This is a genomic window from Stenotrophomonas sp. YIM B13575 (assembly GCF_042787595.1).
In the GTDB taxonomy this organism is placed as follows: Bacteria; Pseudomonadota; Gammaproteobacteria; order Xanthomonadales; family Xanthomonadaceae; genus Stenotrophomonas; species Stenotrophomonas lactitubi_B.
In genome coordinates this window covers 1-12,533 of the sequence record NZ_JBHZOP010000142.1, presented here as the reverse complement: position 1 = coordinate 12,533, position 12,533 = coordinate 1, and the positions used below count along the sequence as shown (strand labels likewise).

Annotated in this window: 8 protein-coding genes; 3 read left to right on the top strand and 5 right to left on the bottom strand. The window is 67.1% G+C overall.

The features are described from left to right. Positions 1 to 99: 99 nt before the first annotated feature. From ACFX4F_RS18765 to blaL2, 4 genes are all read right to left on the bottom strand, one after another. A complete protein-coding gene (locus tag ACFX4F_RS18765) occupies positions 100 to 741 on the bottom strand; it encodes a hypothetical protein (protein WP_099818797.1) in 642 nt (213 codons plus the stop codon). A gap of 75 nt (positions 742 to 816) precedes the next feature. Then, a complete protein-coding gene (locus ACFX4F_RS18760) occupies positions 817 to 2,373 on the bottom strand; it encodes an ArnT family glycosyltransferase (protein ID WP_380657761.1) in 1,557 nt (518 codons plus the stop codon). 108 nt (positions 2,374 to 2,481) lie between these two features. Continuing rightward, positions 2,482 to 3,711 (bottom strand): cation:proton antiporter, encoded by a 1,230-nt coding sequence (locus tag ACFX4F_RS18755; RefSeq protein ID WP_380657759.1) that lies wholly within the window; start codon positions 3,709 to 3,711, stop codon positions 2,482 to 2,484. Positions 3,712 to 3,817: 106 nt separating this feature from the next. Continuing rightward, positions 3,818 to 4,729: a L2 family extended-spectrum class A beta-lactamase gene (gene blaL2, locus ACFX4F_RS18750; RefSeq protein WP_380657757.1), complete on the bottom strand. Its 912-nt coding sequence runs from the start codon at positions 4,727 to 4,729 to the stop codon at positions 3,818 to 3,820. 177 nt (positions 4,730 to 4,906) lie between these two features. Here blaL2 and ampR point away from each other — a divergent pair, with 177 nt between their 5' ends. Continuing rightward, positions 4,907 to 5,770, top strand: a complete 864-nt coding sequence (gene ampR, locus ACFX4F_RS18745) for a LysR family transcriptional regulator AmpR (RefSeq protein WP_099818793.1) — start codon at positions 4,907 to 4,909, stop codon at positions 5,768 to 5,770. A gap of 128 nt (positions 5,771 to 5,898) precedes the next feature. Here ampR and ACFX4F_RS18740 read toward each other — a convergent pair whose 3' ends face one another. After that, the gene (locus tag ACFX4F_RS18740) at positions 5,899 to 7,764 is read right to left on the bottom strand and encodes an ABC-F family ATP-binding cassette domain-containing protein (protein WP_346560252.1); all 1,866 of its coding nucleotides are present in this window, start codon (positions 7,762 to 7,764) and stop codon (positions 5,899 to 5,901) included. 334 nt (positions 7,765 to 8,098) lie between these two features. Here ACFX4F_RS18740 and ACFX4F_RS18735 point away from each other — a divergent pair, with 334 nt between their 5' ends. Both ACFX4F_RS18735 and ybaL read left to right on the top strand, forming a co-directional pair. Next, positions 8,099 to 10,486 carry a TonB-dependent receptor plug domain-containing protein gene (locus ACFX4F_RS18735; protein ID WP_380657754.1) on the top strand — a complete coding sequence of 796 codons (2,388 nt, stop codon included), beginning with the start codon at positions 8,099 to 8,101 and terminating at the stop codon, positions 10,484 to 10,486. Between the two features lie 168 nt (positions 10,487 to 10,654). Then, positions 10,655 to 12,355 (top strand): YbaL family putative K(+) efflux transporter, encoded by a 1,701-nt coding sequence (gene ybaL / locus ACFX4F_RS18730; protein WP_099820893.1) that lies wholly within the window; start codon positions 10,655 to 10,657, stop codon positions 12,353 to 12,355. Positions 12,356 to 12,533: the final 178 nt, after the last annotated feature.

Here is a 12,533-nt window from a genome sequence, read left to right as displayed (position 1 = left end):
GCCATGCCCGGCGAGCGCAGCGGCAGGGTCTCCGCTTGAAAGCCGCCGGGCATGGCCCGGCGCTACCGGGCTGTCCGCGGCAGCATGCCAGGACGCCGATCAGGGTGCCGGCGCCGCTGCATCACCCCAGGGCGCAGGCGGTAGCGCGACCGGTTTGCTGAGATCGAACTCGACCCGGAAACGGCGCCCTTCCGGGCGCGTCAGCTCATAGACGAAGCGCTGGTCCGGCTCGATCTCCATCGCCCACGTGTTGTGGGTCGAGGCCAGCATGTCGGCACGACGGAACATCGCCACCGATTCGCCATCGGCGGGGAACTGCTGGCGTTCGGCGGTGCCCGGCGGCTTGCTGTCGCCGCCGTACAGGGTGATCGCATCGGGGCTGCCATCGGCATGGCGGTGGTCGTGCTTCAGCCGCACGCCGTGCTCGGTGCGGGTCAACACCCAGGTGCGCGAATGATCATCACCGACGTGGAACGGGATGCGCAGCTCATGTCCCGGGTCGGCACAGCCCCGCACATGCATCACCAGCGTCTTTCCGGCGAAGGGATCCTCGCCGGTCGGTGCCGGCGTGTCCTCCACCACCTTGCCCTCGTAGGCCTGGCCGCAATGGGCGGCAATCGCGGCCATGAAGGCGTCGGCCGGTGCGGTCGACAGATCGTGGTTGACCGTATGCGATGGCTGCGAGCAGGCGGCGAGGCCGAGCAGGGCGATGGCGGAAGCAACAGCGGCGATCGGTTTCATGCCCCAACCCTAACGGCCATGGCCGGTGGGCGCAAACCGGCTACCCGGCCTGCGCGGCCCGACCGCTGTCCACTGTTACGGACGTAACCACACCTGGCAGCCGTCGATGGCCTGGCTTCGGCTGCCGGCGGTATGCCGGGCCAGAATCTGCGCCTGCCAAGCGGCGCGTTCCGGCGTGCTGCCGACCTGGTTGGGGCAATCGACCACGGCAGCCAACGGCAGCCCGCCCAGCGCCGCGTTGGCCCCGGCGAACGATTGCAGGGCCTGGTCCGAGGCCCAGTCCGGGATCATCAGCGCCCGGCGCCCTGCCAGATAGGGCAGTTCGGAGGACCAGTCCTGGCCGAACGCCACGATCACGCCGTTCTCCGGCGTGCTGGAGCGGATCAACGCAGCGATCTGCGAAACCGTGGTCGGCTCGCGTGCTTCCTTCATGTTCTTCAGGTAGTGGGCCAGGCCAAAACCGGTGGACAGCATGCACAACAGCACCGCCAGGGCCACCGCGCGCCGCGGCTTGCCGATGGCGTCGGCACGCAGCACCGCCGACCACAGCACCAGGCCGACGATCGAGGTGGCGAACACGATGTTGGCCGCCTGGTAGTAGGGATGGGCGATGTGCAGGTTGGTGAACACCAGGAACGGTGCCAGGTAGGCCAGCAGCAGCAACGCGACTGCGGTGCGGATCCGGCCGATGCACAGGCCCGCGATGAGAAACACCAGGAAAATCCAGTTGGAGCCGACTGCGCCGGAGAAGCGCTTCTTGAAGACCGTGCCCCACCAGGTGGCCGGATCCAGGCGCTGCTGCAGGGTGCCGTAGTTCCAGCTGGACAGGGCCTCGGAAGTAACCTGCTGACCCAGCGGTGACTGCGCCTTCAGCGCATCGGCGTGATGCAGCCAAAGGGTGATGGCAACCAGAACCGCCAGCGCCGACAGCATGCCCCACGCCAGCAGTTTCCAATGCCCCAGCAGCCACTGCGGGCGCCAGCCATGCTCGCGCACCGCCAGCCAGGCAAACGCCAGCGCAACGAACGCCGCGAAACCGAAGAACGTCGTGACCTTGACCAGTGCTGACAGCACGGCAGCCACCACAGCGAGCAGGCCGAGCCATGCAGTCGGGCGGTTGCGCAGGTTCGCCAGCGCCCAGATGAAGACCAGGCCGAAGAACACGGCCGTGGACTCCATCATCACCGACCGTCCCCAGAACTGGGCGTACGGCGAAACCGCGAAGGCGCCGGCGACGCACAACGCCAGCACGCGGTCAGGACGGATGGCCAGCAGCGTGCGGTAGACCATCCAGACGCAGCCGACGTGGAATACGGTGGACACCAGCCGGCCGCTGTTGTCGGCGCTGATGCCGGTGGCGCTGGACAGCAGCGCTGCCAGCCACTGGTACAGCGGGAATTCGAAGGGAATCGACCACGGCGCACCGAGTACCGGCGTCAGATAGTCCAGCCACGGGCCACCACGTACCATCCAGTCGATCGACAACGCGGTCTGCGTCTGCCGGAATCCCGAGGCATCGACCGGTGGCATCGACCAGCTGTACCCGAACAGGATCAGCAGCGCGATGGCAGAGAACCAAAGCAGGATCCTGCCTGGCAGCAGTTTACGGTCGAGGTTCACGTCCTGGTTCACGCCTGCAGCTCCTGGGGTATCCAACGCACCAGGGCCGGTACGTCGCGGGGCGCGCAGTGTCCCGTGCTGCGCGTCCGCAACGCAAGTCTCGTGATGCCCTGCGCAGGGTCAACGCGATGCAGATGCAGGTGCAGGTGTCGGATCGGCCGCAACCACTTCCGTCGCCGCCACCGGCGCATCTTCGCCCTGCCCTGCCGGCTCCTGCTCCACCGGATCGACATCGAACGGCGTGCGGAACACCAGCGAGGGCAGCAACGTGGTCAATGCGGCGTACAGCAGCAACGCGCCGAACAGCACCGCCGGAATCTGGAAGCGATCGCGCATGATCGCAGCCAGCACCAGGGTGAAGATCAGCGTCGGTGCCAGTGCCAGCGATACGCGCAGGCTGCTGCGGAAGCTCTCGCCGAACATTACGCGTCGCTGCAGCCAGACCACCGCGATGCGCAGCGGCAGCACCACCAGGGTGATCACCACGCCCAGTCCCAGCGCCTCGAAGCTGAGCGCTTCGCTGGGCACCTTGGTGCCGGCGTTGAAGAAATAGAACGGCACGAAGAACGAGGCGAACAGGCGCAGCGCATGCAGGTTTTCGTGCGAGGCCAGCAGCGGCATGCGCTGGTGCAGCAGGCGCGCGACCAGGCCGGCGATGAAGGCGCCGACCAGGTAGTACACGCCCAGCAGGTAGGTGATGTAGGCCGCCACCATGCCGACCATCACCAGCAGCGAGAATTCCGAGCCCGGCGCATGCGGCGCGACCCAGCGGCCGAGCGCGATGAACAGCAGTGGCAGGCCGATCATCATCGCCAACAGCGCAAGGCTGGACAGTGCCATATGCCCAGGATCGCCGGCCTGCAGCACGATGAACAGCGCCGCCAGGGCCAGCAGTTCACCGGCGATGGCCTTGCTGGTGACCCAGAACCGCTCGTCCTCGCTCAGCCCCAGCCGCGACAGCGAATCCATGATGAAGCCGGTGGACGGGGTCAGCAGCGCCAGCGCCAGCAGCCCTGCGGCCTGCCATGGCAGACCAGCGTAACGCCAGGCCAGCCAGCCGACGCCGAACAGGGTCGCACTGCGGATCAGCAGATGCGCCAGCAGCGGCCACATGCCGCGCCGCAGGGCCTGCAGGTCGACTTCCAGGCCGGCAAACAGGAACAACGAAGAAATGCCCAGCGTGGCCAGCAGCCCGATGACCGCGTCGTGCGCCTGGTCGCCCAGCCAGAGCATGCCGATGATGCCGAACAGCAGGCAGGTCAGGGGCGCGGGCAGGCTGAACCGCTGCAGCGCACGCGGGATGACCAGCAGCGCGAAGATCAGCAGCAGGTAGACCAGTTCATGACTCATCGGGGGACTTCCGTGTGGATCGAACGCGCGCAGGATGCGGGTTCGATCCGGATCGGGCAAGCAGGACACGGCTGAAAGTGTCCCTATCCAGCCGGCGCAGAACCCTTCAGCGGGTCAGTGCATCGGCGATGCGACCAACCTGCGCAAGCACCGCCGCGCGCTGTTCGAAGCTGATCGCGCCCGCCTGCAGATAGGCGGTCAGGATCCACGGCGAACCGCCCTGCACCGGCCACAACACGGCGATGTCGTTGCGCGCGTCTTCGCCATTGCTGCCGGTCTTGTCGCCCACCCGCCAACGCTTGCCCAGGCCTGCACGAAGGCAGGCATCGCCGGTTTCGTTGTCGATCAGCCAGTCGGCCAGCTGCTGGCGCGAGGCCGGCTTGAGTGCATCGCCCAGCACCAGCCGCTGCAGCGTCGCCGCGATGGCCGCCGGGGTGGTGGTGTCGCGTGGATCGTCGATGGCGAAGCTGTTCAGCTCCGGCTCCAGGCGATCGCTGCGGGTGATCGTGTCGCCGCTGGCGCGCAGGAACGCGGTCACTGCCGGCGGCCCACCGATCGCGGCGAACAACAGATTGGCGGCGGTGTTGTCGCTGGTGATCAGCGTGGCCCGGCACAGGTCACGCACGGTCAGGTCCTTGCCGACATGGCGGCGGGTGACCGGCGCGTGCTCGAGAATGTCCTGCGCCCGTACCGGCAGGCGCTGGTCCAGCAGTGCCGGATCACGCTCGGCCTGCTTGAGCACCGCCGCGGCCAGCACGCTCTTGAAGGTGCTGCAGAGTGGGAAGCGTTCGTCCTGGCGATGGCCGAGGCGGCGACCGCTGCCGGTGTCGAGCAGGGTCACGCCGAGTCGGCCGCTGCACGCCTTTTCCAGTGCGGCGAAATCGGTGGCGGCGGCGAAGGCGGCAATGCTGGGTGCAGCGGCCATGGTTGTTGTGGCGGCGCGGGCGAGCAGCGGTGCGGCGAGCGCGGAAGCGGCGGCAGCGCCACTGAACTGCAGGAATCGGCGACGAGCGAGCATTCGGGGTTCTCCTGGGCGTGATGCCGATTATCGGAGCCCACCAACGCTGGCCACCAGCGCGAATTTTCAGGAGAAGCCATTAGGTTTATTCATGCATGACGCAGACATCTCGCGGCTATTTCAAAGCCACCCGGCAAGCAGATACGATCAGCCATCACACCTGCTCACGGCTCACGCATGCTCCACCCAACTCTGCCGCTGAATGCGCTGCGCGCCTTCGAAGCCGCTGCCCGGCACCAGAACTTCACCCGGGCGGCGCTGGAACTCTGTGTCAGCCAGGCCGCGCTGAGCCACCAGATACGCGGGCTGGAGGACCGCCTGGGCGTTCGCCTGTTCCATCGCCTGCCCCGCGGCGTGGCATTGACCGAGGAAGGAGCAGCCCTGTACCCGGTGCTGAATGAATCCTTCGAACGCATTTCAGCCAGCATCGCCCGCTACACCGGCGGCCCGGCACGGGAAGTGCTGACGATCGGCGTGGTCGGCACCTTCGCCACTGGCTGGCTGCTGCCGCGCTTGGCTGCGTTCGACGCCGCGCATCCGGATATCGAGCTGCGACTGCAGACCCACAACAACCGCATCGACCTGGCCGGTGAAGGCCTGGACCTGGCGATCCGTTTCGGTGATGGCGACTGGCAGGGGCAGACCTGCACGGCGATCCTGGACGCGCCGTTCGCACCCTTGTGTGCACCGGCGCTGGCGCGGCGGCTGAAGCATCCGCGTGACCTGGCGACCTTGCCGCTGCTGCGTTCGTACCGCAGCGACGAGTGGCCACGGTGGCTGCAGATGGCCGGGGCCAACGGCGTGGAAGCGCGCGGACCGGTGTTCGATTCGTCGTTGACGCTGGCTGTGGCTGCGGCCGGTGGCGCAGGCGTGGCCTTGCTGCCGCTGCGCATGTTCGAGGCGGAGCTGGCCGAGGGCCGGCTGCTGCAACCGTTTGCCACCACGCTGGAACTGGGCCGCTACTGGCTGACCCGGCTGCGCTCACGTGCAGAGCGGGAACCGGCCAAGCGCTTCCGCGAATGGCTGCAGGCGCAGGGGTAATGTAGAGCCGAGCCCACGCTCGGCTGCTTCATGTGCGATCCCGCGCTGCGCGCGACAGCCGAGCATGGCTCGGCTCTACACAGGACATTGGTCGCATCGCGTTGTGGGCCAGCGGCCGACACGGCCGGTTACGACTCCAGCAGTTCCATCCAGGCCGCTTCGGCCTTTTCCAGCTGCGCGGCGGTGGCTTCGCGGTCGCGGCCGAGCACCGCCATGCGCGTGGCATCGGCATAGTTGCTCGAGTCGGCAAGCTGCCGGTCCAGTTCGGCCAGCACGCCTTCCAGCTCGGCGACCTTGGCTTCGGCACTGGCCAGCTTGTGCGGGTTGACCGGCTTCTTCTGCACCATCTGCGCGACCGGTGCGGTCTTGACCACCACCGGTTCCTCCACCTGCTCCATGCGTACCTTGGTGCCCTGCGCCTGCGGGCGCGTACGCAGCCAGGCGGCATACGCGTCGAGGTCGCCGTCGAACGGCTCGACCACGCCATCGGCCACACGCCAGAAGGTGTCGCAGACCAGGCCGATCAGATGGCGATCATGCGAGACCATCACGATCGCGCCGTCGAAATCGGCCAGTGCTTCGGCCAGCGCTTCGCGCATTTCCAGGTCAAGGTGGTTGGTCGGTTCGTCGAGCAGCAGCACGTTCGGCTGCTGCCAGGCGATCAGCGCCAACGCCAGGCGCGCGCGCTCGCCGCCGGAGAAGCCGTCCACCGGTTCGAAGGCACGGTCGCCCGGGAAATTCCACTTGCCGAGGAAGTCGCGGAACGACTGGTTCGGTGCATCCGGGGCCAGGTCGCGGAAGTGTTCCATCGGCGACTGGCCTTCATGCAGCGACTCGACCGTGTGCTGGGCGAAGTAGCCGATGCGCAGGTCCGGGTGCGCGGCGCGTTCGCCAGCGATCGGTGCCAGTTCGCCCACCAGGGTCTTCACCAGAGTGGTCTTACCGGCGCCGTTGGGGCCCAGCAGGCCGATGCGCTGGCCCGCTTCCAGGCCGAAACCCACGTTGTGCAGGATCACCGAGTCGCTGCCGTAGCCGGCCTCGACGTGGTTCAGGCGGATCAGCGAGAACGGCAGTTTGGCCGGCGGCGCGAACTCGATGCGGAACTCGCGTTCAGCGCGCACTGCTTCGGTACCGGCCAGCTTGGCCAGGCGCTTCATCCGGCTCTGTGCCTGCGCGGCCTTGCTGGCCTGGGCCTTGAAGCGGTCGATGAAGCTCTGCAGATGCGCGCGCTCGGCCTGTTCCTTCTCGTGCGCGATCTGCTGCTGGCGCAGCTGTTCGGCGCGCTGGCGCTCGAAGTCGGTGTAGCCGCCCGGGTAAAGCTTGGCGCCGCCACCGTGCAGGTGCAGGGTGTGGGTGGCCACGTTGTCGAGGAACTCGCGGTCATGCGAGATCAGCAGCAGCGTGCCCGGGTACTTCAGCAGCCACTGTTCCAGCCAGTACACCGCGTCCAGATCCAGGTGGTTGGTCGGTTCGTCGAGCAGCAGAAGGTCGCTGGGCATCATCAGCGCGCGGGCCAGGTTCAGGCGCACGCGCCAGCCGCCGGAGAACGAGGACACCGCGCGGTGGTGCGTTTCGGCCGGGAAACCCAGGCCATGCAGCAGCTTGCCGGCGCGCGCTTCGGCGTCGTAGGCATTCAGCTCGGCCATGCGCGTATGCGCCTCGGCCACCGCTTCCCAATCCTCGCGGGCGGTCGCCTCGGCCTCGGCGGCCAACACGGCGGCCACTTCGATATCGCCGCCCAGCACGAAGCTCAGCGCCGGGTCCGGCAGCGACGGGGTTTCCTGGGCGACGCTGGCGATGCGGATCTTGCCGGGCAGGTCGACGTCACCCTTGTCGGCCTCCAGCTCGCCCTTCACCGCCGCGAACAGGCTGGACTTGCCAGCACCATTGCGGCCGACCACACCCACCCGGTAACCGGCGTGCAGCGTCAGGTCGACATTGGACAACAGCAGCCGCTCGCCGCGGCGCAAGGCGAAATTACGAAGCGAAATCATGGGGGGAGGCGTCCATATAACCGAATGGAATGTGCTGGTAAGCACTGTTCCTGCGACGCAATTCTAACGTTAACGAATACTTGACGCGCCCCGGGATGCGCGGCGGGCGACGTTCCTCTCTCCCACGTCCTGTCCGCGCGCCTCCCGGGCCCCCTCCCGCGTCACTGCCTGTCGCAGCTAAATGGTTGCTGCTGCAACGTTTTTTCTGATGACAGACATTTGACAGGCACTGAATATCCCGTTAATTCCTGTATTGCGCACCGCAACAACCGTCGTCCGCTCACCCCCGTGATGTCGATTCCGGTGCCGTCCCGCCAACCGGAGCCCCCTCCCGATGACCCGCAAGACCAGCCTGATCGCCGCCGCCGTCGCTGTCGCACTCGGTGGTTCTCCGTTCGTTGCCGCCGCCCAGCAGGCCGGCACCGCCGCCAACACCCTGGATACGGTGATCGTCACCGGTACCCGCGTGGCCGACCGCACGGTCGCCGAATCGCAGTCGCCGATCGACATCATCACCCCCGAGATCCTGCAGTCCACCGGTACCGGTGAACTGGCCACCGCGCTGTCGCGCGCGCTGCCCTCGCTGAACTTCCCGCGCCCGGCACTGACCGACGGCACCAGCGGCGTGCGCCCTGCACAGCTGCGCGGTCTGTCGCCGGACCAGGTGCTGGTGCTGGTCAACGGCAAGCGCCGCCACACCTCGGCGATGATCAACGTCAACGGCAGCATCGGCCGTGGTTCGTCGGCAGTGGACATCAACGCGATTCCGATCGCCGCCATCGAGCGCGTCGAGGTGCTGCGTGACGGCGCCTCCGCACAGTACGGTTCGGATGCCATCGCCGGCGTCATCAACATCGTGCTGAAGGGCAGCGGCAGTGGCGGCAGCCTGGCCGTCGACTACGGCCAGTACTCGGCCGGCGACGGCAACAAGTACCAGCTGTCCGGCGATACCGGCGTGGAATTCGGCAACGGCCGTGGCCGCGTGCACGTGGCCGGTCAGATCAGCCAGCAGGACGAGAGCGACCGCGCCGGTCCCTACCGCGGCACCACGCCCAACACCGGCAACTTCCCCAGCGTTGGCCAGACCACCTTCATTGTCGGCGACCCGAAGGTCGACGCCACCGCTGCCTCGGTCAACGCCAGCTTCGATTTCAGCGACCACGTGACCGGCTACGCCAGCGCGCTGCTCAGCAACCGCGACATCACCTCGTTCGCGTTCTACCGTTCGCGCAACCACAGCGGGCAGACCGCGCTGCTGGCGCAGACCTACCCGGACGGCTATGTGCCGCAGATCAACCAGTATTCCAAGGACCGTTCGCTGGTGGCCGGCGTCAAAGGCAACACCGACAACGGCTGGACCTGGGACCTGAGCCTGAACCACGGCGAGAACACCCTGGATTTCCACACCCGCAACAGCATCAACTACAGCCTGGGCGCCGCCAGCCCGCGTTCGTTCTACGACGGCACGCTGAAGTACCAGCAGGACATCTTCAACGCCGACCTGACCAAGTCGCTGGACTGGGGACTGGCCTATCCGGTCACGCTGTCCTTCGGCGGTGAGTACCGCCGCGAGAAGTGGGACCAGAACCCGGGTGAACTGAACTCCTACACCGGCACCGGCGCGCAGGGTTTCGCCGGCTTCACCCCGACCAACGAAGTGCACACCGACCGCCACAACTACGCGGTCTATGCGGGCCTGGAAGCGGACCTGACCGAGAAGTTCTCCGCCGGCATCACCGGCCGCTACGAGGATTACTCGGACTTCGGTGACCGCTTCTCCGGCAAGCTGTCGGCGCGCTACGCGTTCACCGACAAGGTCGCGCTGCGGGCCACCGCCTCCAGCGGCTTCCGCGCGCCGTCGCTGCCGCAGCAGGGCTACCAGGCGGTGACCAGCCAGTTCACCAACGGCGTATTCGTCGAACGCGGCACCTTCCCGACCACCAGCCAGGCCGCACAGGCGCTGGGCGCTTCGCCGCTGAAGGCCGAGACGTCCACCTCCTACAGCCTGGGCCTGGTGCTGCAGCCGATCGACCGCCTGTACGTCACCGTCGATGCGTACCAGATCGACATCGACAACCGCATCGCGCTGTCGTCCAGCATCACTACCAACGCCGCTTCCAGTGCGCTGCTGTCCGGGCTGGGCCTGCCGCAGGTCACCGCCTTCTCGTACTTCACCAACGGCCTGGATACGCGCACCCGTGGCGTCGACTTCGTGTCCAGCTACACGGTGCCGTTCACGGCCAGCAGCCTGGAGCTGACCGCGGCGTACAGCTACAACGACACCGAAGTGCAGCGCGTGGGTGGCACGCCGGCGGTGTTCGGCACGCTGGGCCTGACCCAGTCGCTGATCGGCCGCGATGAGATCGGTCGCATCGAGGACAGCTACCCGCACGACAAGACCATCCTCAGCGGCACCTGGCGCTCGGACCACTGGGAGCTGGGCCTGGCCGCGACCCGCTACGGCAAGTTCACCGTGCGCAACTCGGCCACGGCCACGCGTGACCAGACCTACGGCGACAAGTGGGTGCTGGATGCTTCGGCCAGCTACAAGCCGAGTGCCAACTGGACGCTGACGGTGGGTGCCGACAACCTGCTGAACGAGTACCCGGACCGCACCGAGGATCTGCAGAACTCGACCTTCGGCATGCTGCCGTACAGCAACTACTCGCCGTTCGGCTTCAATGGCGCGTATGTGTACGGGCGGATCAAGTACAACTGGTAAGCAGTAGCGGGAGTGCCGGGCCCTGCCCGGTGGCTGCTCTGCTAGTGCCGGCCGCTGGCCGGCAACAACGCGTGGGCACCCGCAGGCCACGGATCATGGCCTGCGGGTTTGCCGTATCTGGCCGTATCGGTGAAAATCGGGGTACCCCCCTGTTTCCTGCGAGAGCCGATGCACCATGACACCGACCTGATCAACATCGTTGCCGTTGGTCTCGGGCTCGCCTTCATCTTCGGCGCGCTGGCCAACAAGCTCCGCTTGTCTCCTCTGGTCGGTTACCTGGTTGCTGGCATCTGCGTCGGTCCGTTCACCCCGGGCTTCGTCGCCGACCAGGCGCTGGCCAACCAGCTGGCCGAGCTGGGCGTGATGCTGCTGATGTTCGGCGTCGGCCTGCACTTCTCGCTGAAGGACCTGATGGCGGTCAAGGCCATCGCCATTCCCGGTGCCATCGGCCAGATCCTGGTCGCCACCCTGCTCGGCTGGGGCCTGGCGGCATTGATGGGTTGGCCGGTCATCCACGGCGTGGTGTTCGGTTTCGCGCTGGCCACGGCCAGTACCGTGGTGCTGCTGCGCGCGATGGAGGAGCGCCGCCTGCTGGAAACCCAGCGCGGCAAGATCGCAGTCGGCTGGCTGATCGTCGAAGACCTGGCCTGTGTGCTGGCACTGGTGATGATGCCGGTGATGGCCGGCGTGTTCGGGCCCGACGCGGCCAACGAACACCACACCATCGGCAGCGTGCTGGCCAGCATCGGCTGGACGTTCGTGCAGCTGGGCCTGTTCGTAGCGGTGATGCTGGTGGTCGGGCGCCGGGTCATTCCGTGGATCCTGGAGCGCATCGCCGGTACCGGCTCACGCGAACTGTTCACCCTGTCGGTGCTGGCGATCGCACTGGGCGTGGCGTTCGGTTCGGCGATGCTGTTCGGTGTGTCGTTCGCGCTGGGCGCGTTCTTCGCCGGCATGCTGCTCAATGAATCCGAACTCAGCCACAAGGCGGCCAGCGATTCACTGCCGCTGCGTGATGCATTCGCGGTGCTGTTCTTCGTTTCGGTGGGCATGCTGTTCAATCCCGGCATCCTGATCGAGCATCCGTGGCAGGTGCTGGCCACCGCCGGCATCATCATGTTCGGCAAATCGGCGGCGGCGTTCTTCATCGTGCGCGCGTTCGGCCATCCCACCGGCACTGCGTTGACGATCTCGGCCAGCCTGGCGCAGATCGGCGAGTTCGCCTTCATCATCGCCGGCCTCGGCGTGACCCTGAAGATCCTGCCGCCCACCGGCCAGGCGCTGGTGCTGGCCGGCGCGCTGATCTCGATCATGCTCAATCCGCTGGTGTTCGGTCTGCTCGACCGCTGGCTGCTGAAGCACCAGGAAACCACGCCTACGGCGGTGGAGACCGAGCTGCCGCCAGGACCGTCGCTGGACCTGCACGACCATGCCATCGTCATCGGCTACGGCCGCGTCGGCAGCGCGCTGGCACAGGTGCTGCGCGACCGTGGCGTGCCGGTGATGATCATCGACGACAACAAGGAACATGTTGCCGAAGCGCATGCGGCGGGCCTGCCCGGCATCCGCGGCAGCGCCGCGTCGGACAAGGTGCTGGCCGAGGCCCATCCCGAGCGCGCCAAGATCGCGGTGCTGGCGATCCCGCAGCCACTGGAAGCCGGTGAGACCCTGGCCAAGCTGCGTGCCATCAACCCCAACCTGACCCTGCTGGCGCGCGCGCACAGCGATGCCGAAGTGAAGCATCTGCTTGAACATGGTGCCGACGGCACGGTGATGGCCGAGCGCGAACTGGCCTACTCGCTGGCGGAAATGGTGATGGCGACTCCGCCGTATCGCAGTCTTGGGCAGCACAGCATTCCGGTGGTGTGAGGGGTGTGCGGCAGGGCTGCGCCCTGCACCTGCGGTGGCAACTGCAACTGCCGAAGCAACAGCCAGAGCTGGCTTCCTGCGGGATGGCGGGGTGGGTCCGGTTGCGGGGGGCGCTGCAAGTACGTCCCTGTAAGCTCGGTCGCCGCATCCATGCGGCTCACGCCCCCGCAACCGGACC

Bases quoted from the DNA above. Each gene is read 5' to 3' on its own strand.
- blaL2 (WP_380657757.1), bottom strand. From the start codon at position 4,729: ATGCTCGCTCGTCGCCGATTCCTGCAGTTCAGTGGCGCTGCCGCCGCT.
- ACFX4F_RS18735 (WP_380657754.1), top strand. From the start codon at position 8,099: ATGACCCGCAAGACCAGCCTGATCGCCGCCGCCGTCGCTGTCGCACTC.
- ACFX4F_RS18755 (WP_380657759.1), bottom strand. From the start codon at position 3,711: ATGAGTCATGAACTGGTCTACCTGCTGCTGATCTTCGCGCTGCTGGTC.
- ACFX4F_RS18765 (WP_099818797.1), bottom strand. From the start codon at position 741: ATGAAACCGATCGCCGCTGTTGCTTCCGCCATCGCCCTGCTCGGCCTC.
- ybaL (WP_099820893.1), top strand. From the start codon at position 10,655: ATGCACCATGACACCGACCTGATCAACATCGTTGCCGTTGGTCTCGGG.
- ampR (WP_099818793.1), top strand. From the start codon at position 4,907: ATGCTCCACCCAACTCTGCCGCTGAATGCGCTGCGCGCCTTCGAAGCC.
- ACFX4F_RS18740 (WP_346560252.1), bottom strand. From the start codon at position 7,764: ATGATTTCGCTTCGTAATTTCGCCTTGCGCCGCGGCGAGCGGCTGCTG.